Below are 22937 nucleotides of genomic sequence, written 5' to 3' on the forward strand. Positions count from 1 at the left end.
CGCCTTCTCTGAGGAGTCCTATGGCCCCACCGCCCGCTGCCGCAGCGGTTGAACAGCACACCGCATCCGCCAGTGTGGATTTCATCCATATGCCACACACACGCGCAACGCGCGTCGAGAACCTCACCCAGATCCTCATCATGCTCACGATCGGCGGTGCGGCGGGGGCGGCGAGCTTCACCCACGTCCACAACGTCGCCGCAGCTCATGGGCAGGACGGCTGGATCGCATGGGCCGATGCCATCGTTCTCGAGCTCATGTCCATCGCCGCTGGGTTGGAACTGCGTCACCGCAAACGCCAGCACCACCCGACGAGGTTCCCTGGCACCGTATTGATGTGCGCGGTCACCCTGTCCATCGCCGCGCAGGTGGTGGAGGCGCAGCAGTCCGTCATCGGATGGATCGCCGCCGCCCTGCCCGCACTCGGTTTCCTCGTCATGACCAAGATCGCCCTCAACAGGGCAGCCCCCGCCCGTGGCGTCCCGACCGTCCCCGTCCCCGCCGCCGTCCCCGTCCCCGCCGCGGTTGCCGTCCCCGACACCGTCCCCGTCCCCGCGGCCGGCGGGGGCAGGGATCCCGGTGCTGCCGGACGGGCCACCAGCTCAGGACGCAGCAGCAACGGTCGCTGCCAGCCCAACGGGGACGATCATGGAACGGCCGGCGCACCGTCCATCAGGCGTGGCACCGGGAGTCGCAGTGTCGCGTCACGCTCGCCGGCCGGGCAGACGTCCCAGGACATCCACGAGCTCCTGCCGGTCGCCCGTGCCGCCCGCGACGCGCTCGCCGAACAGGGGTTGCCGTTGACCCGTGACACCCTGGCCGAGCAGTTGCGTCGCGACGGGCACGCCGTGCGTAACGCGCGAGTCTCGGCATTGCTGGCAATTCTGCGGCACGATCCCGCAGCACCAACCTCCGCGGCAATGTCAGCCACCACCCCGACCTCCAGCTCACCGAACGGATGAGCACCTAGTCCCACCCCGAGCGGTCTCGGGGTTGCCGGCTCCGGGACCGCTCGAGGAAAGACCCGGATGCTCGCGCCGTACCCCACTGCCAGGCTGGCCCAATGACAACCACCTGTTCCCGTGGGACCGTGACGACCCCACGTTCCTGGTTGCGGCCAGCAGCGTTGGCCGCGCCGGTGCTGCTGTTCGGCTACGGCATCCTCCGCCTGCTGGACGGCCGGGACGGGTACCGCGACAAGTCGGGGTGGCCCTGGCGGGTCGGGCACATCCTGTTCCTGCTCGGCATCGTCCTGTTCGCCGTGCTGATGGTCGAGCTGCGCCGCCTGCTGCTCGCCACGTCGCCCCGCCTGCGGGTGCTCACCGACGTGGCGACCGTGGCCGGGCTGGTCGGCGCGGCCGCCTTCGTCTGGGTCATCCTCGGCGACATCTTCCCCGGCTTCGCGGACGCGGTGCCGCCGCCGGACCCGGTGCTGGCCGGCGGGCCGGCGCTGTTCCAGTTGGGCCTGCTCACGCTGCTGGTGCGGGCGGTCGCCGTCCGGCTGCTGCCGGCGTGGGGGCCGGTACTGGTGCTGGTCGGCTTCGTCGCGATCGCGGTCGACCTCGATCTGTTGCCGCTCGGCGCCGCGCTGGTCTTCGCCGGACTGCTGCCAATCCGGCGGTCCGTGGGCTGAGTCCGAGGGGGCCAGCCACCCGTCCCGGGCGGACCGGTCAGCCGTAGAGCGGGCGCCTGGTGCCGCCGTGGTCGGCGCAGGGCCCGCGCGCCACGCCCGTCATGCTGACCAGGCCGTCGTTGCACTGCACCACGTACCCGTTGCCGTCCCAGAAGGTGGCGACGCAGTCGAAGTAGCTGCAGACGTCCGCGGCGGGGTCTTCGACGTAGGAGCCGCCGCAGTAGTTGTAGCCGTACGGGTTTTCCGGCGCGCCGCACCGGCCGGTCGCGGTCGGGCTCGGCGAGCCGCTAGTCGGGCCCGGGCGGGCGCTGGTGCGGCCGGGCGTCGGTCGTACCGAGGACGTGGTGGGGGGCCCTCCCCTGGGCGGGCTCGACGTTCCGGTCGTGGCCGGCGCGGCGGTGGGTGCCGCCGCGGCCGTACCGGGCTGGGGGCTGCCGGACGCGGCGGCGTCGGTCGGCCCGGTGCCGGTCGGGGGAGCCACGGAGCCGACCGGCGCACCGATGGCGGTGCTCGCCGTCGGCTCCACCGGTCCGGTCGGGTCCGCGCCGGGTTCGCCGTCCAGCCCCATCCCGACCACCGGCCGGTCCAACGCGGACCAGCGGACCGTGCCGGCGACCGCCGCCAGCGCCACCAGCACCGCCACGGCGGCGACCAGCGCCGGGCGGGCTAGGCGGGCGGCCGCCGGGGCGTCGGCGGGGGTGGCCGGCCCGGGCGTCGCCGGGCGGGTACGCCAGTGCGTCACCACCGCCTCGTCCAGCCGGTCCAGCAGGGCGTCCCGCTCCCCGGCCGCGTCGGCGTACGCCATGGTGAGGCGCAGCCGGAAGTCGGCGGCGGCGCCGGCCGGCACGCGTACTCCTCCGATCCGGCCCCGGTCGTCCGTGTGCAGCAGGGTGAACGGCTCGTCCGGATCGTGTGCCACCCCGGTGAGCCGCGGGTACGGCCACTCCCGGGTCCCACGGCGTCCGACGAGGATCAGCCTCCGGTCGGTCACCACCGCCACGCCGGCGTCGACCACGGTGACGCCCTTGGGCAGCCGGGACGACCCGCCCCGGTCCTCCACCGGGACGACGGTCAGTTCGGGCGCGGGCAGCCCGGCGGTGTGCCGGGCCGCCACCTCGACGAGTTCCGCGACGGGTTGCACGGTGGCCACGACCTCGTCGGGGTCCAGGGTCACCGGCAGGCCCGCCGGCGTCTCCAGCGGCTCCTGGGGATCCTCGGCCTGGGCGCAGATCCGCCGCAGCTCGTCGTCGCGTCGTCGCCACGTCTCCACGTCGGCCTCGTACGCGGCGCGCCGCCGCTCGTTTTCCCGCCTGGCCCAGCGGGCCCGCCAGCCCGTAGCCGTGTCGTCCGTCGCCGCCACCGGGTCGCTCCTCATCGCGAAGGGTTTCCGCGTCCACCGGGTACAACCGCGCGGGCCGGCGCAGGACACGTCGGCACCGGGGACCGGTTCGGTGGATTCATGAGGGTCGAACGGAGGAGGGTGGGCGGCCGGACGCGGGTGGCGCGGCGGCCGGCGCCGGCCGGGGACGGGCCGATACCGTCCCCCCATGGAGCAACGCATCAGCCTGGTCACCCTCGGCGTGACCGACCTGTCCCGGTCGCGCGCCTTCTACGAGCGGCTCGGCTGGCGGGGTCAGGAGGTCGAGCAGACCGTATTCTTCCAGGCCGGTGGCCTCGCCGTGGTGCTGTGGGGGCGGGACAAGCTGGCCGACGACGCCGACCTGGCCGACCGCGGCACCGACGGTTTCGGCGGGCTGAGCCTGGCGCAGAACGTGCGCAGCCGCGCGGAGGTCGACGAGGTCCTGCGGCAGGCGGCGGAGGCCGGGGCGAGGGTGACCCGACCGGCCCGGGAGACCTTCTACGGCGGGTACGCGGGCTACTTCACCGACCCGGACGGCCACCTGTGGGAGATCGCCTGGAACCCCGGCTTCGCGCTCGCCGAGGACGGCACGCTCACCGTCCCCGACCTCCGCGGTTGACCGGTCAGGTCCAGACGGTGCGGCGCACGCCGGCATGGCCGGCGCAGGCCTCCGGCTGCCCGCCGGTCCAGCTGATCATCCCGTCCCGGCACTGCACCAGGTAGCCGCGCCCGGCCCAGAAGCCGGGGGCGCAGTCGAAGTAGTCGCAGATCCGCCCGGCGGGCCGGCGGATCCGGTAGCCGCCGCAGAAGTCGTACCCGAAGGGGTTCGCCGGGGCGCCGCAGCGCCGCTCGCCGGCGGGTTGCGGCGGGGTGCTCCGGGACCGCGTGGGCGTCGGCCCGGCGGTGGTCCGCTGGCCGGGTTTCGGCGTGCCCGGGGCGTCGATCCGCACCGCCGGGGCGACCGGTCGGGGCGTGGGCGTCCCGGTGGCCGCCGGGGTGGCGGCGGAGGCGACGTCCGAGCCGGGCCGAACCGGCGGGTCGGACTCGAAGAGCATCGCCGGCACCACCAGCGCGAGGGCCGTGGCCACCGCGACGGTACGCCGGCCACCCGGCACCCGGGCCGAGTACCGGGCCTGCGCCGGGGTGACGATGCCCGGCCGGAACGGCTGCATCTGCGCGTGTTCGGCGATCAGCTCGTCGAGCTGGGCGACCACGGCGGCACGCTGCTCGATGGCGTCGGCGAAGGCCATGGTGAGCTTGAACCGGAAGTCGGCGACCGCGCCGGTGGGCAGCAGCAGCCCGGAGGTGCGCCGCCGGTCCAGCACCTGGATCAGCGTGACCGGGGCCGCCGGGTCGTGCGCCAGTCCGGTCATCCGCCCGTACGCCCAGTCGCGCCGGCCGCGTCCGCCGAGCAGCACCAGCCGCCGGTTGGTGAGCACGGCGAGCCCGGCGTCGGTGACCTTGAGGCCCTCCGGGCGGCGCGGCCGCAGCACCGGCGGGTCCGGGTCGACGGTCAGCTCGGGGGCCGGCAGCACGCCGGTGTGCCGCACCTCGACCAGTTGCGCGGCCGGCAGGGCCCAGAAGACGACCTCGCCGGGGGACAGTTCCAGCGGCAGGCCGGCACCCGCCTCGGCAGTGCCCTGGAAGGAGCCGGCGAGCGTCCGTAGCCGGCGCAGCTCCTCGTCGCGCCGGCACCACGCCTCGTCGGCGTCGCGGAAGGCCCGCTGCCGCCGTTCGTTCTGCCGGTGTGCCCACCGGTAACGCCATGTGGAACCCGTCGAATCAGTCTTCGCCACGCCGACTCCTCCGCCGCGCGAGCCCACCGGGGTGTCATGCACATCAACTGCGCCGGAAGACCGACAAGACACGCGAAAGTCATTAATATGACCGATCGGCTGATTGACCCGCACGATAGTGCGAATCCGCTGCGTCGATTGCGACCGGGCCGGATCATCCCGCTCGGCCGGCTTCGCCATGCGGGGGGGTCGCGGCGTCGGTAACGTCAGCCGCAGCCGGGGTGCGCGCCGTGGCCCTGGGGGGCGAGGAGGTGGACCGTGGGCGACCCGACCTCCACCGTCGTGGTCGGCGTGGACATCGGCACCACCAGCACCAAGGCCGTGGCGTACGACACCGACGGCCGGCAGCTCGCCGCGCACTCGGTCGGCTACCCCCTCGACGAACCGCATCCCGGCTACGCCGAGCAGGATCCCGCGCTGATCCTCGACGCCGTGGTGGACTCGGTCCGGGCCGTGGTCGCCGAGCTGGCCGAGCCGATCGCCGGCCTGTCGTTCAGCACCGCGATGCACAGCCTGATCGGTCTCGACGCCTACGGCACGCCGCTCACCCCGTCGGTCACCTGGGCCGACTCGCGGGCCAGCGCGCAGGCCGAGCGGCTGCGCGCCGCGCCGTCCGGGCTGGCCCTGCACCGCCGCACCGGCACGCCGGTGCACCCGATGGCGCCGCTGCCCAAGCTCGTCTGGTACGCCGAGCAGGAGCCGAAGCTCTTCGAGCGGGTCGCGCACTGGGTGGGCATCAAGGACTACGTGCTGCTGCGGCTGACCGAGGCGCTGGTCATCGACCACTCGGTGGCCTCGGCCAGCGGCCTGCTGGACATCCACCAGCTGGCCTGGGATCCGGAGGCGCTCGGCATCGCCGGGATCACCGAGGAGCAGCTGCCGCAGCTGGTGCCCACCACCACCGTGCTGCCGGGCCTGACCGCCGAGGCGGCCGCGGCGACCGGCCTGCCCGCGGCCACCCCCATCGTGGTCGGCGCCGGGGACGGCCCGCTGGCCAACCTCGGCCTCGGCGCGGTCAAGCCCGGCGTGGTGGCCTGCTCGATCGGCACCTCCGGCGCGATGCGGGTGGCCGTCGAGCGGCCCGCCGTCGACCCGCTCGGCGGCGTGTTCTGCTACGCGCTCACCACGGACCGCTGGGTGGTCGGCGGCGCGATCAACAACGGCGGCATCGTGCTCCAGTGGGCCGGCGACGCGCTCGCCCCCGAGCTGGGCGAGCACGCCGAGGTGGAACTGCTCGACCTGGCCGCCCAGGCGCCGGTCGGCTCCGGCGGGCTGATCATGCTGCCGTACCTGCTCAGCGAGCGGGCGCCGCACTGGAGCGCACTGCCCCGCGGGGCGTACGTCGGACTGACCCACGGCCACCGGCGTGAGCACCTGGTCCGGGCCGCGCTGGAGGGGGTCTGCCAGCAGCTCGCCCTGGTGCTGTCGTCGGTGCGGGCGGCCGGCAACGAGGTGCGCGAAATCCGGGCCAGCGGCGGCTTCGCCCGCAGCCCGCTGTGGCGGCAGATGCTCGCCGACGCGCTCGGACTGCCGGTGCGCTTCCCCGCCGGGCACGAGGGGTCGAGCTTCGGCGCCGCGCTGCTCGGCATGCAGGCCCTCGGCCTGATCGGCTCGATCGAGGTCGCCGCCGACCTGGTCCGGATCGACGAGACGGTACACCCCGACCCGGGGTCGGCGGCCACGTACGCGGCCCTGCTGCCGCTCTTCTCCGAGCTGTACGACGCGCTCGTTCCGACGTTCGCGTCGCTGCGACGGCTGGCACCGAGCCTGCCGCCGGAGCCACCACCCACCGCCCCTCCCATGTGATCGCCCGTCCCGAGGCACGGACGACTACCGAAGGTCGTGATAACCGTGGTCACAGTGCTCGCCGCGCCGGCGCAACCACTCACCAACGCCGGAAACACGCAACTGATCATCGCGGCCCTGCTGGGCATCGCCGCGGTGGTGCTGCTCATCGCCTGGGGCAAGGTCCACCCGTTCCTGTCCCTGATCCTCGGCGCGGCCGTGCTCGGCGTGGTCGCCGGCGTGACGCCCGACAAGATCGTCACCTCGTTCAGCGGCGGGGTCGGCTCCACCGTCGGCGGCGTCGGGCTGCTCATCGCGCTCGGCGCGATGATCGGCGGCCTGCTCGCCGAGTCCGGCGGCGCGGACAGCATCGTCGAGCGGGTGGTCAGCCGGGTCTCGGGCGGGGCGCTGCCCTGGGCGATGGCCGGGGTGGCCGCGCTGATCGGGCTGCCGCTCTTCTTCGAGGTCGGCGTGGTGCTCCTGGTGCCGATCGTGCTGCTGGTGTCCCGCCGGGTCGACGTACCGCTGATGAAGATCGGCATCCCGGCGCTGGCCGGCCTGTCCGTGCTGCACGGCCTGGTGCCGCCGCACCCCGGCCCGCTCGTCGCGATCGACGCCCTCGGCGCCAACCTCGGTCAGACCCTCGCGCTGGGCCTCCTGGTCGCCATTCCGACGGTCATCGTCGCCGGCCCGGTCTTCGGCAACTTCATCGCCCGCTACGTGCCCGCCACCGCGCCGGAGGCGCTGCTGCCCACCCGGCGACCGCTGGCGGTCGCCGGCAGGCGGGGGCCCTCGGCCACCGGCCGCGGCCCGGTCGACGCCGACGGGGACCTGGTCACCGAGGACGACCTGGTCAACCCCGGCCGGGGCCGCCCCGGCGAGCCGATCGACGAGGCCGCCACCGAGGCGGTACGGGCGCGCCGCGCGCCCGCCCTGTGGGCCGCGGTCATCACCGTCCTGCTGCCGGTGGTGCTGATGCTCCTGCGCGCGATCGGCGAGCTGACCCTGGAGAAGGACACCGGGGGGCGCAAGGCGCTGGACATCGTCGGCACCCCGATCGTCGCCCTGCTGGCCGGCGTCATCTTCGCGATGATCTTCCTCGGCTACCGGACCGGTTTCAGCCGTAGCCAGGTCTCCGGTTTTCTCGGCGGCTCGCTGCCGCCGATCGCCGGCATCCTGCTGATCGTCGCGGCCGGCGGCGGCTTCAAGCAGGTGCTGGTGGACGCCGGCGTGGGCAACCTGGTCGCCGACGCCGCGAAGGACGCCAACCTCTCCCCGCTGCTGCTGGGCTGGCTGGTCGCCGTCGGCATCCGGGTGGCGACCGGCTCGGCCACCGTCGCCACCATCACCGCGGCAGGCATCGTCGCGCCGCTGGCCGCCACCCTCCAGGGGCCGGAGGTGGCGCTGCTGGCCCTCGCGATCGGCTGCGGGTCGCTGTTCTTCTCGCACGTCAACGACGCCGGCTTCTGGCTGGTGAAGGAGTACTTCGGGCTGACCGTCGGGCAGACCATCAAGAGCTGGTCGGTGATGGAGACGATCATCTCGGTGGTCGGTTTCGTCGGCGTCCTGCTGCTCGACCTGATCCTGTGACGCCCTGGGCTGGGCGGCACCTGCGCAGCGGAGCCCACGGCTGTCTCTGGGGTAGCTGCCATTTCCTCCCGCGGTCGCTTTGGAGCTGATGTCGTCAGCGAATCACCCGGCGCGGGCGACACCCGAGCTTGATGTCGTAAACGATTCAGCTCCAAAGGGAACCGACAGCAACGTCCCGCCCGACGGGGGCACGCCCGGCGTGCCCCCGTCGGCCGGACGCGCTCCGCTGAGGCGACGGCATCTCCGGCCCCCGAGGCGCCGGAGATGCGGTCAGGCCCGGCTGATCGCGTTGGCGTGGATGGCCTCGCTCAGGTACGCCGCCATCCCCGGCCGGATCTTCTCGTAGTACGCGGTGAACCGGGGATCCGCCACGTACATGTCGGCCAGACCGGTCTGCATCTCGTACGAGCACTCGTAGAACCAGCGGCTGATCAGCTGCCGGTGCTCCTCGGCCAGCTCCATCGCCGCCGGGCCGTCGGCCGGCACGCCCGCCTCCATGACGGCGGCGAGGCGCCGCCCCCAGTCCTCGTTCTCGGCCTTGTGCCGCAGCCAGTCCTCCTTCGAGTACCGGGCGGTGCGCCGGGCCGACTCCCGGTACGCGTCGGTGTCGCCCCAGCGCTCCTCGGCCTCCTCGGCGTGCGCGTCCGGGTCGAAGTCGCCGAAGACCTCGAACCGCTCCTCGGGCGTCAGTCGAATGTTCACCTTGCTCGCCTCCATCGCGAACTCGATCGCCGTGACCATCTCCTGGAGGCGCTTGATCCGTACGGTCAGCAGCTCGTGCTGCCGGCGCAGGTGCGCCGCCGGATCCACCTCGGGGTCGTCGAGGATCGCGGCGATCTCCTCCAGCGGGAACCCCAGCTCCCGGTAGTAGCGGATGAGCTGCAACCGCTCCGAGTCCGCGTCGTCGTAGCGGCGGTAGCCGGCCGGGCTGCGCCCGCCCGGCGAGAGCAGGCCGATCTCGTCGTAGTGGTGCAGCGTCCGCACCGTCACCCCGGCCAACTTCGCCACCTGACCCACCGTGTACGCCATGGTTCCCTCCCTTCCGCGACCAAGGCTCCCGCCTGCCGTTACGTGAGGGTCAACCCCGATTCTGCGGGTCGGCCGGTCGACGCGTGCGCCCAACGCGACCGCCCCCGATCTCCCGAGGGGTGGGGAGACCGGGGGCGGTCGGGTCGGTGCCGCGCGGGTCAGGTGGTGATCTTCTCGCGGGCCTGCTCCGGGGCGGCGAAGGTCTCGCTGGCCGGGGTCCGGAAGGCGTGCACCAGGCCGGCCAGCGACAGCAGCAGGAGCAGCGCCGCGCCCAGGTACATGGCCAGGGCGCCCTGCCCGGCCTTGCGGCCGAACTCGCTGAAGCCGTACGAGGTGAGCAGCAGACCGCGCAGGGTCTCGCCCTTGAAGACCGTCTCCCGCTGCGCGCTGACCTCGGCGAGCTGCTTCTGCAGGTCGGCCAGGTTCGCGGCCTTGGCCTGCTCGGCCTGGGCCACCTGCTCGCGCAGCGCGGCCTGCGGCTCACCGAGGTCGGCGTATGTCTTGCCGCCACCGATCGCCGTCAGGTGCAGGCCGATGAACTCGTTGGCGTAGCACTCGGCCTGCTTGCCGGTGGTCAGCCGCTGGCCGGCGTACTCGCGCAGGCAGTCGGACTTCTTCTCCTCGTCGGTGAGGGTGTCGGCCGGCTTGAAGCTGATGTGCTGGGCGCCGAGCTGGTCGCGTACGTAGGTGTTGGCGAAGTTGGCGTTCGTGGTGAGGACGATGCCCACGACGAGCAGCAGGACCGCGAGGCCCAGCCCGCCGATGCTGAACAGCAGATCCAACGTCCGTCGCTTCATGTCCGGCTCCTGTGGGGATGGTGGCGTTCTTCGGTGACCGTCCCATCGTCACGGTCGGCACGCCGTCGCCAGCAGGGCCGAACCCCCTGATCCACCCGGGACCTTCGACCCCCGTCGACCGGGCCGGTCAGCGGGTGGCGTCGACCGGGGTCAGCGCGGTCAGCAGCTCGGGCAGGGCGGCCGGGCGGCCGTACCGCCAGCCCTGGCCGTGCACGCAGCCGATCGCGGTCACCGCCGCGTGCTGCGCGTCGGTCTCCACCCCCTCGGCCACCACGGCCAGGTCGAACGCCGCGGCGAGCCGGTTGACCATCTCCACCGTGGCGTACGCCCGGACGTCCTCGGCGCCCAGCCGGGCCACGAAGGAGCGGTCCACCTTGAGCTCGGTGGCCGGGATGTGGTGCAGGTAGCTCAGCGAGGAGTAGCCGGTGCCGAAGTCGTCGATGGCGAGCCGGATGCCCAGCTCGCGGAGCTGGCGCAGCCGATCCAGCACCGCGTCGCTCCCCTCGATCAGCGCCGACTCGGTCAGCTCCAGGGTGAGCGCGCGGGGCGGCAGGCCGGCGCCGGCGGTGGCGGCGATGACCGTGGCGATCAGATCGGGCCGGCGCAGGTGCGCCGCGGCGAGGTTCACCGCGACGGTCACCTGGGGCGCGCGTTCCCGCCAGGCCGCGGCGGCCCGGCACGCCTCGTGGAGCACCCAGCGGTCGATCGGCACGATCAGCCCGGTCTCCTCGGCCAGCGGCAGGAACGCGGCCGGGGGCAGCACGCCGAGCCGGGGATGCCGCCAGCGGACCAGTGCCTCGGCGCTGCGCACCGTGCCGGTGGCCAGGTCGACGATCGGCTGGTACTCCACGCACAGCTGCCCCTCGTCCACGGCGCGGCGCAGCTCGGCGATCAGCTCGGCGCGGGTCACCGCCGACTCGCGCAGCGCCGGCGTGCACGTCCGGTACGCGGACTTGCCGGCCGCCTTGGCCGCGTACATCGCGATGTCGGCATCGCGGAGCAGGTCGGTGTGGGAGGCGTGCTGCGGACCGTACTCGGCGATGCCGATGCTGGCCGACGGGTTGAGGCCCAGGTCCTCCTCGCCGGGGAGCGGCTCCAGGGCGGCGAGCAGCCGCTCGGCGAGCCGCTCGGGCGACACGGGCCGGTCGCCGTCGACCAGCACCGCGAACTCGTCGCCGCCGAGCCGGGCGATCATGCCGTCGTCGGCGGTGGCGTCCCGCATCCGCTCGGCGATGCTGGTCAGCAGCCGGTCTCCGGTGACGTGCCCGAAGCGGTCGTTGACCTGCTTGAACCCGTCCAGGTCGAGCAGCAGCACGGCGACCGGCGCCTCGTCGCGCAGGGCGCGGCGCAGCCGCCGGGTGAAGGTCAGCCGGTTGGGCAGGCCGGTGAGCTGGTCGGAGTAGGCCAGCCTGCGCAGGCGGGCGACCAGCCGCAGGTTCTCGTTGGCGGCCAGCCCCTGACGCAGCGCCAGCACGCCGAGCAGCGCCATCATGCAGAGGAAGATCAGGTGCGGGGTCTGCCCGGTGGGGCGGCGGGACAGCGCCACCGCGACGATCGCCCCGCCGACCGGCAGGTACGGCAGGGCGACCCGCCACCACGGCGGCAGCGGCGACTCGGTCGTCTCCTCGGCGCCGTCGCTGCCGGCCGGTGGCGGGTACCGGGTTGCGGCGCCGATCAGCAGGTAGCTCAGCGGCCAGCAGCCGTCGATCGGATGGCCGGAGGTGTAGCTGCCGTGTGCGACGAGCGAGACGTAGGCGGTGTCGGCGGCGGCCCGGGTGGCCAGGCTGGCCCCGATCACCGCCCAGGCGCGCCACATCGGGCGGGACGGCCCGGCGACCGCGACCAGGATGGTCAGCTGCATCAGGTCGAACATCGGGTAGAGCAGGCCCCAGGTGCGCAGCGGATCGGTGAGCTCGGCGGCGGCGAGGTCGCGGAACACCACCACCCAGCCGATCGGGATCAGGGCCAGCGCGACGATCACCCCGTCGAGGAGGGTCCGGGCCTGCCCGACCAGGCTGCGCGGGGCGGCCAACGAGCAGAGCAGCGCGGCGGTGCCGGTCACGATGCCGGCGGTGAAGAGCCCGCCGATCAGCGGGGTGTGCGGCAACTCCCGGCCACCGAGCCGCTCCACCATCCACAGGACGCGGCCGAGCGCGGCGAGCGCCATGGTGGCCGCCAGTAGGGCCCAGAACCGGCGCAGTGCGACCGGGTGCCGGCGGGCCACGCGGAGGCAGGCGAACGCGGCCCAGGCCGCCAGCGCCACCGCGCCCAGGTCGCTGACCTCTGCGGCGCCGGGCAGCCCAGCCGCCAGCCAGCCGGCTTCGCCGAGGACGACGAGCGCGGCCGCGACGAGACCGACGCGGCCGGACGGGATCGGACGGGCCGGTGCCACGACGGCGCGGCTCACGTCCTGGGGCAGCACAACGATTCGCTCCGGCTCTCTCTCAGACGTGCACCCTCGACGATGAGGACCGGTCACGGGCGGCGAACGGCGCAAGCGTAGTCACCGCCTTGGTGCCGCCGCCAGAGTCGTTCGGCGCTCGTCACCCGCCCGATCAGGACGGTGCCGCGCCACAGCACGGTGGAGTCAGGCCCAGTCCTCCGCCGGGTCACCGTCGTCGCCGCCGGTGGTGGCGCCGGCCGGGATGCCCGTCGCCGGCTCGTCGGGCAGCGGTGCGGCGGCCGGCGGGCCGCCGTGCGTCCAGGGCGTCTCCTCGGGCGCGGGGAAGTTCCCCGCGGGCAGGAAGGCGTCCGACAGGGTGGTGAAGCAGAGCCGCTCCCCCACCTCCGGCACGGTGCCCGGCGGCGCGGTGAGCCCCCGGCCCATGCCGCCCGACAGCTCCAGCACCACCTCAATCTTGCCGTCCGCGCCCGGGGTCACGAAGACCACCCGGGCCTTCTGCGCCGGCCGGGCCGGCGACCACAGCGCCGCGCCGACCGGCATCGGCACCGGCTCGGTGGTCACCACCTGGATCCGGGGCCGCAGCACCGGCCGCTTTCCGGTGTCGTCCACCCGCTTCGGGTCGGCCAGGGTCACGTCACCGACGAACGCCTCCCCGGTCAGCCGGTGCTCGGCCATCACGAGGGGATCGTCGTAGGCGCGCTGCACCGCGTAGGAGGTCAGCGCCCGTTCCAGCCGGTGCAGGCGCACGGCGGCGGCCACCGCGCCGTCGCGTCGTGGCTGCGGGCCACCACCGGCGTCGACGTGCTCGGCGTACCCGGTGAAGGCGTCCTTGTCGAGGTCCCACCGGCCGGCCACCCGGGCCCCGGGCGGCAGGGCGCGCAGCAACCCCACGCCCCGCCACATCAGCTCCCAGGTGGGCGCGAGCTGGTCGCGCAGCGGGCGTTCCAGCTCCGCGTACGCCGCTGCGCGGCCGACCGGGTCGTCCCCGGCCTCGGCGTACGCGGCGACGGCCGGGGCGAGCCGCCGGTTGTCGAAGTCCGGGTCGGTGGCCGGGCCGGCCGGCGGGCAGACCGCCGGGTCCTCGGCCCGGGCGGCCGCCTGCCCGCCGGTCAACCCCGGCGGCGGGTCGATCCAGCCGAGCAGCGCCGGCAGGTGCAGGTCCTCCACCGCGCTCTGCCCGGTCGCCCAGTGCAGGGTCAGCGCCTCGGTCATCGCCAGCAGCGCCGACGAGCCGGGGTGCTCGGCCCGCTCGGCGAAGAAGGTCAGCCAGCGGCCGAGCAGCGGCACCGACGGGTGCACCGGGTGGTCGCCGTCGGGGCGGCGGAACCGGGTGGAGCGGCCGAGCAGCCGCAGGAAGGTGGTCCCGGCCGGGTTCGGCACCAGCAGTTGCGGCGCGTCGACGTGGCGGTACCGGACGTCCCGGCCCCGGTCGGTGGGGACCGCCTCGGAGACCCCCCGGCAGGAGTCCAGGTACGGCAGCACGATCCCGGCCAGTTCGGCGGCGAACGCGAAGCGCTGCTGCCGGTTGCGGGGTTGCGGCACGATCAGCAGCCGCGCCTCGTCCGGCGCGGCACCGACCAGGGCGGCGAGGGGGGCGTTCGCCTCTCCGGCCATGGCCAGTGGCACCAGCACCAGCGGGCGGTCTGACACGTGCAGGTGGCGGACGGTGGCGACCGGCTGGGCCACGCCGGCGGCGACCGCCTGCGCCTTGGCGAGGGCGCGCAGCGTACTCATGCGGGGTCTCCGGCGAGGATGGCGGCGCGCAGGTCGGCGGCGGCGCGCAGCAGCGGCGCGGCCTCCGCCTGCTCCGGACCGGGGGCGCGTTCGCCGATGGCCAGCGCCAGCACGTCCGCCACGTCGGCGATCCCGCCCAGCGCCTCCCGCACCGGCCGGCCCAGCGTGGTGGTGTGGCCGCGCGCCTCGTCGCGGCAGAAGTAGGCCAGCTCGCAGGCGGCCAGGCACTCCGGGGCGTAGCGGGCCTCGACTGTGCGCAGCGCGGCGGCGAGCGTGCCCGGCTCCGCGGTCAGGTCGGCGGTGAACTCCGCCGGCACCTCGTCGAGCAGCGCGTCGATCCGGGCCATCCGGTCCAGTTGGCGGCGCAGCACGAGTAGCTGCTTGCGCACGTCGACCAGGCTGGCCACCGGCTGGTTGGCGAAGTCGCGCGGACAGACCAGCACCACGTCGTGGGAGACCAGCTCCGAGTCGCGCCCGGCGGCGGCGAGCAGCTCGCGCAGCGCCAGCACGTAGACGGCGGACTGGACGGCGGCGGCGGAGACCTTCGCCGGGTCGGCCTGGCCGTCGATCACCGGAAAGGACTTGATCTCCACGACGTGGAACCGCCCACCGAGCCGGGCCGCGACCAGGTCCGGCTCCAGGTGCACCCGGCGTCCGGCCACCTCCAGCCCGAGCAGCGGGTGGTCGAAGAGCGCCGCCTCGTCACCGCCGCCGGTCAGCGCCGCCCGGGACCGTTCGTGCCGGTCCGGCAGGTCGTCGCCGCCGAGGTCGGTCCAGCTCGCCCGCGCCGGCACCGGCACGCCCAGCCGCTCGGCGACCAGCCGCAGCAGCTCGATCCCGCCGTCGGCCTTGACCTGCGCCTCGAAGGCGTTACCCCGGGTGATGGCGAAGCGGGACTGGCCGAACCGGGCCGGAAAGCCGATCCGCTCGGCCAGCTTCGGCTTGTCCACCCCGGCGCTGTCCAGCACCGCCCGGCGGGTGCAGCCCGGGTTTCCGGTCAGCGCGGCGATCGTCCGCGCGTTGTGCCGGCGGGGCGGCACCCCGCCGCGGATCTCGGCCAGTCGCTCCGCGCTGCTCGTCATGATCCGCCAGGATAGGCGCTTCCCACCGGTACGGCCCGGAGCGCGCCGCGGCGCACCAGTACGGCGGTGGCCACCGCGGCCGCCAGGGCCAGCCCGGCCAGCGACCAGAGCACGGCACGCAGACCGCCGGTGAAGCCGGGGTCGGCGAGCCGGCCGGCGGTGGTGCTGGCCAGCACCGCCCCGACCACGGCGATGGCGATGGTCTCGCTGGTCAGGCGGGCCGTGTTGATCATCGCGGCGCCGGTCGCCGCGCGGGCCGGCACGATGCTGCCGATCGCGATCGCGTCGAGCAGCCCGATCGACAGCCCCACCCCGACGCCGATGGTCAGCAGCGGCCCGGCCAGCGTCGCGGTGCCCACGTCCGGTCCGAGCACGGTGGCCCAGGCGGCACCGGCGGCCACCACCACCACCGACGCGACGGTGACCGCGGTGGCCGGGACCAGTCGGGTCAGCGCCCCGCTGAGCAGCGGCAGCACCAGGGTGGGCGCGGTGAGCAGGATCAGCGTGGCGCCCGCCGCGCCGGGGCTGAGCCCGACCACCGTGGTCAGGTACGACGGCAGGTAGACCAGCAGCGGCACCAGGACCGCCACGATGCTGGCCGCCGCCAGGCAGATGCCGAGGAAGCGGGGGCTCGCCAGCAGGGCCAGGTCGAACATCGGGTCCGGCCGGCGGCGTTCCACCCGGACGAAGACCACCAGCAGCGCCGCCGCCGCGGCGAACGCCCCGAGGATCACCGGCGCCGTCCAGCCGTACTCCGGTCCCTGCACGAAGCCGAAGATGAGCAGCAGCAGCGCGGCGGTGAACGAGACGGTGCCCGGCCAGTCGACCCGTCCCGGGTGCGGCGGGCGGGACTCCGGCAGCAGCGGCACCAGGGCGAGCACCGCGCCGGCGGCCAGCGCCGGGGCGGCGAAGACCGCCCGCCAGCCGAAGACCTCGATGAGCAGCCCGGCGATCGACGGGCCGAAGGCGAGCCCGACCCCGAGCGCCGTGCCGAAGAGCCCGAACGCCCGCGCCTGGGCGCGGCCGGAGAACGCCCCGGCGAGCAGGGCGGAGGCGCTGGTCGCGGCGGCCGCCGCACCGACGCCGGCCAGGGCCCGGGCGACGTCGAGCAGCACGATCCCGTCGGCGACCGCGGCGAGCAGCCCGCCCGCGGCGAAGATCGCGACGCCGAGCGCGTAGACCCGGCGGCGGCCGAACAGGTCGGCGAGGGCGCCGGTGGCGAGCATGAAGCTGGCGAAGGTGGCGTTGTAGCCGTTCACCACCCACTGCACGCCGGCGAGGCCGGAGTGCAGGTCCCGGCCGATATCGGGCAGCGCGACGGACGCGCCGGTCAGCGAAACCGGCAGCGCGACGGTGGACAGCAGGACGGCCACCAGCACGACGGCTGGGTGATTACGCACGGTTCTCCCCGTTCGGACGGCGGCCCCAGCGTAGTTCGCGCAGATCGGGGCGGGGTCCGTACCGGGTCGAAGATCACAGCCCGTCAGCGGCCGGCGGACCGGTTCCAGGGCGAACGGGGCGACCCGGCGCCGGCCGACGGCCGGCTGCGGCGGCGGTGCCGGCGGCCGGGCGTGCACGGCGGTCGGGAGACGGTGTGCACCGGGGCGTCGGCCGGGAGGGCCGGCTGCCGGCCGATCAGCCAGCAGAGGAAACGGGCCACGGTCAGCCGACCGGGAGGCGCTGCGCGTCGGCCCTGGCGATGTCGTACTCGGCGCCGCAGAAGGTGCACTGCTGGACGTAGCGGGTCCGGACCGGGATCAGCGGGACGAAGAAGAGGGTGAACTTCGTGGCCCGGCGGGTGATCACCTGAGCGGCCTGGTTGCCGCAGTTGCGGCAGACCCGGGTGACGACGCCGGACCGGTCGACCTTGGTACGGAGCCCGAAGATGAAGAACATCGCTCGGCAGTACCCATCCCCGCCCCGGAAATCACCCACGATTTTCTGGTACGCAGGTGTCCGGATCCGCCCGTCCCGTTCGTCAGGCTGCTGTAACCACGACACCGAGGAGCGCACCGATGAAGTTCATGATGTTCGTCTGCACCGACACCGAGCCGGACGCCGACCCCACCGCCGCACCCGACATCCACGAGTGGGTGGCCGAGCGGGACGGCAGGGGCCAGCGGGTGTTGGGCAGCGTGTTCGCCCCGCCGTCGGCGGCCACCACCGTTCGGGTCCGCGACGGCGAGCTGCTGCTGTCCGACGGGCCGTTCGCCGAGACCAAGGAGGCGATCGTGGGCTTCGACCTGCTGGAGTGCGCCGACCTGGACGAGGCGATCGAGGTGGCCCGGGCCCACCCGATGGCGTACGCGGGCCGGCTCGAACTGCGCCCCCTCGTGGACCTGGACTGACGCCGGTGACCGACGCGGCCGACGCGGTCGCCGGCGCGGGCGTCGAGGCGTACCCGCGGATCGTGGCGACGCTGATCCGCGTCACCGGGGACTGGACGCTCGCCGAGGACTGCGCGCAGGAGGCGCTGGCCGCGGCGCTGGAGCGCTGGCCCCGCGACGGCGTACCGGCGAATCCGGGCGGCTGGCTGATGACCACCGCCCGGAACCGGGCGCTGGACGTGCTGCGCCGGGCCAGCGTGGAACGCCGCAAGCTGCGCGACCTGGCGTTGCTCGCCGACCCGGAGCCGGCGCCGACCGAGGCGGAGGAGGACGTGGTGGACGACCGGCTGCGGCTCATCTTCACCTGCTGCCACCCGGCGCTGGCGCTGGAGGCGCGGGTGGCGTTGACGCTGCGCACCGTGGCCGGCGTGCCGACCGCCGACATCGCCCGCGCCTTCCTGGTCACCGAGTCGACCATGACCCGGCGGCTCACCCGGGCGAAGACGCGGATCGCGACGGCCGGCATCCCGTACCGGGTGCCGGCCGGGCCCGCGCTGGTCGAGCGGCTGCCGGGCGTCCTGGCCGTGCTCTACCTGCTCTTCACCCGGGGGTACGACGCCGACGGTGAGCCCGCCTTCGCCAGCGAGGCGATCCGGTTGGCCCGGCTGCTGGACCGGCTGATGCCGGCGCAGCCGGAGGTGGCCGGGCTGCTCGCGCTCTTCCTGCTGCACGACTCCCGCCGGGCCACCCGGCGCGACGCCGACGGCAACCTGCTCACCCTGGCGGAGCAGGACCGCTCCCGCTGGGACCACGCCGCCATCGCCGAAGGCCGGTCGCTGCTGGCGCGGGCGGGCCACGGCCCGTACGCCCTGCAGGCCCGGATCGCCGCCTGTCACGCCACCGCGCCGACCGCCGGGGCCACCGACTGGGCGGCCATCGCCCACTGGTACGACGAGCTGGTCCACCTCCGCCCGACGCCGGTGATCCGGCTGAACCGGGCGGTGGCGCACGGCTTCGCGTACGGCCCGACGGCCGGCCTCGCCCTGCTCGCCGAGGCCCGCGCGGGCGGCGCGCTCGACGGCTACCCGCCGGCGCTGGCCGCGGAGGCCGAGCTCACCGCCCGACGGGGCGACCCGGCCGGCGCCGCCGCGCTGTTCCGGGCCGCCGCCGACGGGGTGCGCTCGGAGCCGGAGCGCCGGGCGCTGCTCCGGCGGGCCGCCGAGCTGGCCCGGTGACCCCGCGCCGGCACCCACCGGGTCCGGGGCCGGTGGGCGTCGGCGCAGCGGGGTGGCCGGCCGGGCCGGCGGCGGCGGACCCGGCGGTCAGCTCACCGTGGTGCCGGTGGGCATCTCCACGGAGAGCCAGATCGGCTGCCAGTCGGCCATCTCGTGGTAGCGGCGCAGCTCGGCCAGGCCGGCGACCGACCCGCTCCACGCGCCGTACGGCGGGTTGCCCTCGTCGAAGCCGCTCTGCACGAAGGTGAGCTTCGTCTTTCCGCCGGACTCGGCCAGCTCCCAGGTGCTGACCCCGACTGGTCCCCAGTCGACGGACATCTTCCGGCCGGGCTCCAGGTCGACCACCTTGGCCGCGTGCCCGGACTCGAAGCCGCCCATGGCGTACCGGCCGCCGACCCAGGGCTCGATGCCGATCGGGTACCCGAACCAGGCGCTGGCCTGCGCCGAGTCGGTCAGCGACTCCCACACCCGGTCCACCGGCGCGGCGATGGTCAGCTCGCCGCGCAGGTCGGCGGAGGTGAAGTCGGTGCGCGGCAGCAGCGGCCGGCCCTCCAGGTGGGCGGCAAGGTTGGCGATCCCCAGGGCCCAGAAGGTCTGCAGGACGCCGCGGATGCTGCTGCCGCTCATCGCCTCGGCGAAGTCGAAGTGGCTCTGCCGCAGGGTGAGCACGGTGGTCCCGTCCTCCGGCGTCAGCTCGAACTCGGTGGTGGTCTCGACACCGTCCAGCGGCCAGGCGAAGCGCAGTATGTGCGCGTCGACGTGGAGCAGCCGCTGGTGCGGCGCGTCGCCCTCGGGGGTGAAGCGTCCCCAGAACGCGTACCGCTCCGGCAGCTCGACCTCGGCGTGCTCGGCCAGCCAGACGCGCAGCTCGGCCGGGTCGGTCAGGGCGCGGCGGACGGCCTCAGCCGGCGCGGCCAGCCGGGCCCGCACGGTCAGCAGGTCACTCATGGTTGTCGCCTTTCGGATAGCAGGCCACGGCGAGCTTGAAGGCGTCCCCCTCGGTGCCCCCGTAGCGGGTGAACAGGTCCTGCAGCGTCGACTGCAGGTCGTGCAGGAACTCCTGGCGCCGCTCGACGGGCACCCGGATCTCGCCGGAGACGCCGATGGACGGCAGCTCCGGCGCGGTGCGGTCGAGCGCCGCGACGTCGGCCTGGACCTCCTCCATCAGGTCGAGCAGGTAGCCCAGGCTCAGCTCGTCCCGGGCCCGGCGCAGCCCGCCGATCCGCCCGACCAGCCGCGGCGAGAGCCAGTACGACCGGGCGGCGGCCTGGTAGATGCCCTCGCTGATGCCGCGCACCTTGCGGGTGGCGACCTGCTCGACCAGGCCGGCCGCCGCGAGCTGCTTGACGTGGTAGTAGACGCGCTGCGGGGTCTGCTCCAGCAGGGCGGCGACCTCGGTGCAGGTGCGTGGCTCGGCCAGTTGCCGCAGCACCTCCACGCGCTGCGGCTTCAGCAGGGCCTCGGCCTGCTCGATCTGCTCCAGGTACAGGACATCTCTCATGGCAAAATCAGTTTGTACGTACAAAACTTCTTTGTCAATGGTTTCGACGAAAGGCCGCGCGGGTCGCGCGGCCTCTCGTGCGGCGAAGCGTCGTTACCGCAACGGCAACAGGTGGGCAGGCCGGTTGACCTTCACCGGCATGCCGTAGTCGGACAGCTCGATGACGACCTGGAGGTGGTAGGTGAATCTGCGGCCGTGGATGTTCGTCCGTGGCGCGCGGTCGTAGGACACCTTCGCGATCCGGTTGTCCGCGCCGATCGTCACGTCGCCGACGAAGTTGTCGGCGAGGATCTCGTCGGAGACGTTCTTCAGCGTCAACTGGAAGTGGTAGACCCCGGGGGCCTTCTCCGTGACCGTGGCGCCGGCCTGGCCCAGCACCCGGAACAGCTCCTCCGGGCTCGCCGAGGCACCCAGGCTGCCGCCCATCGCCGAGTCGAAGTCGAGGTGGTCATGGCTGCCCTTCTCCCGCGCCCACACGAGCTTCCCGCTGTCCGGATCCGTGCCGTCCAGGGCAGCGCGGTACCGGACGCCGTTGATCAGCTTCTCGGCCGAAAAGCCCGACACGATCGCGGGACGCAACTGCCCCTCGTAGGGCGAGTTCCAGTAGCCGGTGGCGGTCGCCGGGTCGAAGGCGCCCTCGGTGACCCACGTCGTGGCCTGCGGCGCCGGCAGCTCCCCGGGCTTGGCCGGCTTGTCCTTCGCGGCGGTGGTGACCTTCACCCGGTAACTGATGTTCTGGCTGGCCGCCGCGGCAGCGGCGAGCCGCATCTGGGGCGTGTCGGCGACCGTCGCCGTGGGGCCGACCGCGACCGGCGCCGGCGAGCCGCCGCTGCCGGCCGGAGCACCGCCGCCCACGGTCACCACCGCGGCCAGCGCCCCGACCACCCCGACCACGCCAGCGGTGTACGCGGTGCGGTGCAGGGCGGTGCGCCGCCGGTGGCGTCGGGCGGCCTCCCCCAGCACATCCCGGGTGAGCGCCAGGCCGGCGACCTCGTCCCGCATCCCGGCGGTCAGCTGATCTTCAAGGTCCGTGGTCATCCCACTGCTCCGTTCATACCTGCGTCCTCGAGCGCCCAGTCGGCCGTGAGCTGGCGTAACCGGGTGAGCCCCCGGGAGGCGGACGACTTGACGGTGCCGACCGAGCAGCCGAGCAGCTCGGCGGCTTCCGCCTCGCTGAACTGCTCCCAGTAGCGGAGTACCAGCACGGCCCGCTGGCGCGGCGGCAGCATGGCCAGCGCCTGGATCAGCGCCTGCCGCAGGTGCAGCACGTCGGTGCCGTCCGTCTGGCCCGGCGGCTCGATCTCGGTCAGCACCTCCGGCCGGCGCCGGCGCAGCCGCCACCGGTCCACCGCCAGGTGGTAAAGCGTGCGACGCAGATATCCCTCCTTGTCGCCGTGCACCCGGCTCCAGTTCCGCATCAGCCGCTCCAGCGCCGCCTGCACCAGGTCCTCCCCGGCGGCCCGGCTACCGGTCAGCAGCACCGCCGTCGCGAGTAGGGCACAGCCGCGTTGCGCGACGAGGACGTCCAACCCCTCGAAGCGTTGCTTCCGCCACACCGGCTCTCCTTTCGTCGCCACCAAGGACGACCGCTCCCGCCCGAAGGTTGACTGTCCCGGCGGGCAATCTCAGGACGACGAAAGGCCGCGCGGATCGCGCGGCCTTTCGTGGCGTTCGCAGGTCGGTGTGGGCGGACGCCCGCACGACTGAACGCCCGGCCCGTCATGCCGGGTCGGGCGTTCAGCCGGTCGAACGGAGAGCTCAGTCGTCGCTCTTCCCCTTGCCCCGATCGTCGCCCTTGTCGTGGCCCCGGTCGTCGTCGCCCATGTCCCGGCCCCAGTCGTCGTCGGCCTTGTCCCAGCTCCAGTCGTCGTCCTTGTCCCAGCTCCGGTCGTCGTCGCTCTTGATCTGGCCCCTGATCTCGCCCGCCGGGTACTTCTTGGTGTGCACGTTGGCGTACGTGACGCCGGCCTCGATCGCGTCGACGAGCTCGTCGAACTCGCCGGGCTCAATGCCCTGGTCAGCCGGGCCGATCACATCTTCGGGCGTGATGGTCCCCGAGATCGTGGCGGGAGACTCGGGGCAGCGCTGGGTGCCCTTTGGCGCGCCGCCCTTCCCGTCGCCCAGGTTCGAGCAGAGGAAGGCGGCGATCCCACCGCTCTGGTGTCTCCCCCCGAAGTGGATGTGCGCCTGCTGGACATCCTCGAGGTCCTCGTAGCTCAGTCGGAACCTGATCTCCTCATTCCGTTCGTCGATGTGCGCGACGAAACGACCCGAGCCGGGCGTGGAGATGGTGAGCGGATCCTCCTCGTAGCCGCTCAGCCTCGCCCGAACGGTCTCCCGCTCGTCCCGGGAGTCGCCCCAGTCATCCGAGTCGCGCGAGTCGCGCCAGTCATCCCAGTTCCACGAGTCTCGCTTGTCATCCGAGTCGCGCGAGTCTCGCTTGTCATCCGAGTCCCGCGAGTCTCGCTTGTCATGCGAGTCCCGGGACTCCTGCGAGTCGCGGGCGTCGGGTGAGTCCCGACCATCGCCCATGGCCGCGCTTCCCACGGCGGTGCCCGCCACCGCCGCGCTGACCGCCACCGCAACTGCCCACAGTCGAGTACGTCCCATCACTGCCGCTCCTTCCTAGGCGATGCCTGAGCCCACGCTCGTCGATGGCGCTTG

At 74.0% G+C, this 22937-nt stretch carries 21 protein-coding genes; 7 read left to right on the forward strand and 14 right to left on the reverse strand.

Going from position 1 to position 22937, the window contains the following annotated elements:
- The first annotated feature begins 20 nt into the window (after positions 1–20).
- Together I8N68_RS18460 and I8N68_RS18465 are read left to right on the forward strand one after the other, a co-directional pair.
- Entirely contained in the window at positions 21–962 is a 942-nt protein-coding gene (locus tag I8N68_RS18460; protein ID WP_234040035.1) for a DUF2637 domain-containing protein, read from the forward strand.
- Positions 963–1090: 128 nt separating this feature from the next.
- Positions 1091–1633, forward strand: a complete 543-nt coding sequence (locus I8N68_RS18465) for a hypothetical protein (protein WP_307812876.1) — start codon at positions 1091–1093, stop codon at positions 1631–1633.
- Positions 1634–1670: 37 nt separating this feature from the next.
- Here the strand turns inward: I8N68_RS18465 and I8N68_RS18470 are convergent, their stop codons facing one another.
- Entirely contained in the window at positions 1671–2993 is a 1323-nt protein-coding gene (locus I8N68_RS18470) for a hypothetical protein (protein ID WP_200211409.1), read from the reverse strand.
- Positions 2994–3180: 187 nt separating this feature from the next.
- Here I8N68_RS18470 and I8N68_RS18475 point away from each other — a divergent pair, with 187 nt between their 5' ends.
- Positions 3181–3612 carry a VOC family protein gene (locus tag I8N68_RS18475; protein ID WP_200211410.1) on the forward strand — a complete coding sequence of 144 codons (432 nt, stop codon included), beginning with the start codon at positions 3181–3183 and terminating at the stop codon, positions 3610–3612.
- A 4-nt stretch (positions 3613–3616) separates the two neighbouring features.
- Here the strand turns inward: I8N68_RS18475 and I8N68_RS18480 are convergent, their stop codons facing one another.
- On the reverse strand, positions 3617–4789 hold the full coding sequence (locus tag I8N68_RS18480; RefSeq protein WP_200211411.1) for a hypothetical protein: 1173 nt from the start codon (positions 4787–4789) through the stop codon (positions 3617–3619).
- Between the two features lie 258 nt (positions 4790–5047).
- Between I8N68_RS18480 and I8N68_RS33950 the strand changes: the two genes are divergently transcribed.
- Both I8N68_RS33950 and I8N68_RS18490 read left to right on the forward strand, forming a co-directional pair.
- Entirely contained in the window at positions 5048–6595 is a 1548-nt protein-coding gene (locus I8N68_RS33950; protein ID WP_200211412.1) for a gluconokinase, read from the forward strand.
- Positions 6596–6640: 45 nt separating this feature from the next.
- A complete protein-coding gene (locus tag I8N68_RS18490; protein ID WP_200211413.1) occupies positions 6641–8164 on the forward strand; it encodes a GntP family permease in 1524 nt (507 codons plus the stop codon).
- 270 nt (positions 8165–8434) lie between these two features.
- Here I8N68_RS18490 and I8N68_RS18495 read toward each other — a convergent pair whose 3' ends face one another.
- From I8N68_RS18495 to I8N68_RS18525, 7 genes are all read right to left on the reverse strand, one after another.
- Positions 8435–9193, reverse strand: a complete 759-nt coding sequence (locus I8N68_RS18495) for a MerR family transcriptional regulator (protein WP_200211414.1) — start codon at positions 9191–9193, stop codon at positions 8435–8437.
- Positions 9194–9351: 158 nt separating this feature from the next.
- Entirely contained in the window at positions 9352–9990 is a 639-nt protein-coding gene (locus tag I8N68_RS18500) for a hypothetical protein (protein WP_200211416.1), read from the reverse strand.
- Positions 9991–10117: 127 nt separating this feature from the next.
- Positions 10118–12397: a putative bifunctional diguanylate cyclase/phosphodiesterase gene (locus I8N68_RS18505; protein ID WP_200211427.1), complete on the reverse strand. Its 2280-nt coding sequence runs from the start codon at positions 12395–12397 to the stop codon at positions 10118–10120.
- Positions 12398–12577: 180 nt separating this feature from the next.
- The gene (locus I8N68_RS18510; protein ID WP_234040036.1) at positions 12578–14128 is read right to left on the reverse strand and encodes a hypothetical protein; all 1551 of its coding nucleotides are present in this window, start codon (positions 14126–14128) and stop codon (positions 12578–12580) included.
- Positions 14125–15210 (reverse strand): hypothetical protein, encoded by a 1086-nt coding sequence (locus tag I8N68_RS18515; RefSeq protein WP_200211428.1) that lies wholly within the window; start codon positions 15208–15210, stop codon positions 14125–14127. Before I8N68_RS18515 ends, I8N68_RS18510 begins: the two co-directional genes overlap by 4 nt.
- Entirely contained in the window at positions 15207–16610 is a 1404-nt protein-coding gene (locus I8N68_RS18520; RefSeq protein WP_200211430.1) for an MFS transporter, read from the reverse strand. Before I8N68_RS18520 ends, I8N68_RS18515 begins: the two co-directional genes overlap by 4 nt.
- Before the next feature lie 262 nt (positions 16611–16872).
- On the reverse strand, positions 16873–17106 hold the full coding sequence (locus tag I8N68_RS18525) for a zinc-ribbon domain-containing protein (protein WP_200211431.1): 234 nt from the start codon (positions 17104–17106) through the stop codon (positions 16873–16875).
- Between the two features lie 119 nt (positions 17107–17225).
- Here I8N68_RS18525 and I8N68_RS18530 point away from each other — a divergent pair, with 119 nt between their 5' ends.
- Entirely contained in the window at positions 17226–17558 is a 333-nt protein-coding gene (locus tag I8N68_RS18530; RefSeq protein WP_200211432.1) for a YciI family protein, read from the forward strand.
- A gap of 5 nt (positions 17559–17563) precedes the next feature.
- A complete protein-coding gene (locus I8N68_RS18535) occupies positions 17564–18772 on the forward strand; it encodes an RNA polymerase sigma factor (RefSeq protein ID WP_200211433.1) in 1209 nt (402 codons plus the stop codon).
- Positions 18773–18859: 87 nt separating this feature from the next.
- On the opposite strand, the gene I8N68_RS18540 is transcribed toward I8N68_RS18535, so the two are convergent.
- The 5 genes from I8N68_RS18540 to I8N68_RS18560 form a co-directional block, all read right to left on the reverse strand.
- Entirely contained in the window at positions 18860–19720 is an 861-nt protein-coding gene (locus tag I8N68_RS18540; protein WP_200211436.1) for an SRPBCC family protein, read from the reverse strand.
- A complete protein-coding gene (locus tag I8N68_RS18545; protein ID WP_200211437.1) occupies positions 19713–20273 on the reverse strand; it encodes a winged helix-turn-helix domain-containing protein in 561 nt (186 codons plus the stop codon). The genes I8N68_RS18540 and I8N68_RS18545 overlap by 8 nt, the downstream gene beginning before the upstream one ends.
- Before the next feature lie 93 nt (positions 20274–20366).
- Positions 20367–21311, reverse strand: coding sequence for a hypothetical protein (locus tag I8N68_RS18550; protein WP_200211438.1), 945 nt, complete (start codon positions 21309–21311; stop codon positions 20367–20369).
- Positions 21308–21829 carry a SigE family RNA polymerase sigma factor gene (locus I8N68_RS18555; protein WP_307812877.1) on the reverse strand — a complete coding sequence of 174 codons (522 nt, stop codon included), beginning with the start codon at positions 21827–21829 and terminating at the stop codon, positions 21308–21310. The genes I8N68_RS18550 and I8N68_RS18555 overlap by 4 nt, the downstream gene beginning before the upstream one ends.
- A 202-nt stretch (positions 21830–22031) precedes the next feature.
- Positions 22032–22853: a CHRD domain-containing protein gene (locus tag I8N68_RS18560; protein WP_200211439.1), complete on the reverse strand. Its 822-nt coding sequence runs from the start codon at positions 22851–22853 to the stop codon at positions 22032–22034.
- Positions 22854–22937 lie beyond the last annotated feature (84 nt).

Origin of the sequence: Micromonospora coerulea (assembly GCF_016598485.1) — a bacterium.
GTDB classification, from domain to species: domain Bacteria; phylum Actinomycetota; class Actinomycetes; order Mycobacteriales; family Micromonosporaceae; genus Micromonospora; species Micromonospora coerulea.

Excerpts from the sequence above, each read along its gene's own strand:
- I8N68_RS18460 (WP_234040035.1), top strand. The coding sequence starts at position 21 with ATGGCCCCACCGCCCGCTGCCGCAGCGGTTGAACAGCACACCGCATCC.
- I8N68_RS18475 (WP_200211410.1), top strand. The coding sequence starts at position 3,181 with ATGGAGCAACGCATCAGCCTGGTCACCCTCGGCGTGACCGACCTGTCC.
- I8N68_RS18495 (WP_200211414.1), bottom strand. The coding sequence starts at position 9,193 with ATGGCGTACACGGTGGGTCAGGTGGCGAAGTTGGCCGGGGTGACGGTG.
- I8N68_RS18500 (WP_200211416.1), bottom strand. The coding sequence starts at position 9,990 with ATGAAGCGACGGACGTTGGATCTGCTGTTCAGCATCGGCGGGCTGGGC.
- I8N68_RS18510 (WP_234040036.1), bottom strand. The coding sequence starts at position 14,128 with ATGAGTACGCTGCGCGCCCTCGCCAAGGCGCAGGCGGTCGCCGCCGGC.
- I8N68_RS18515 (WP_200211428.1), bottom strand. The coding sequence starts at position 15,210 with ATGACGAGCAGCGCGGAGCGACTGGCCGAGATCCGCGGCGGGGTGCCG.
- I8N68_RS18525 (WP_200211431.1), bottom strand. The coding sequence starts at position 17,106 with ATGTTCTTCATCTTCGGGCTCCGTACCAAGGTCGACCGGTCCGGCGTC.
- I8N68_RS18530 (WP_200211432.1), top strand. The coding sequence starts at position 17,226 with ATGAAGTTCATGATGTTCGTCTGCACCGACACCGAGCCGGACGCCGAC.
- I8N68_RS18540 (WP_200211436.1), bottom strand. The coding sequence starts at position 19,720 with ATGAGTGACCTGCTGACCGTGCGGGCCCGGCTGGCCGCGCCGGCTGAG.
- I8N68_RS18545 (WP_200211437.1), bottom strand. The coding sequence starts at position 20,273 with ATGAGAGATGTCCTGTACCTGGAGCAGATCGAGCAGGCCGAGGCCCTG.
- I8N68_RS18550 (WP_200211438.1), bottom strand. The coding sequence starts at position 21,311 with ATGACCACGGACCTTGAAGATCAGCTGACCGCCGGGATGCGGGACGAG.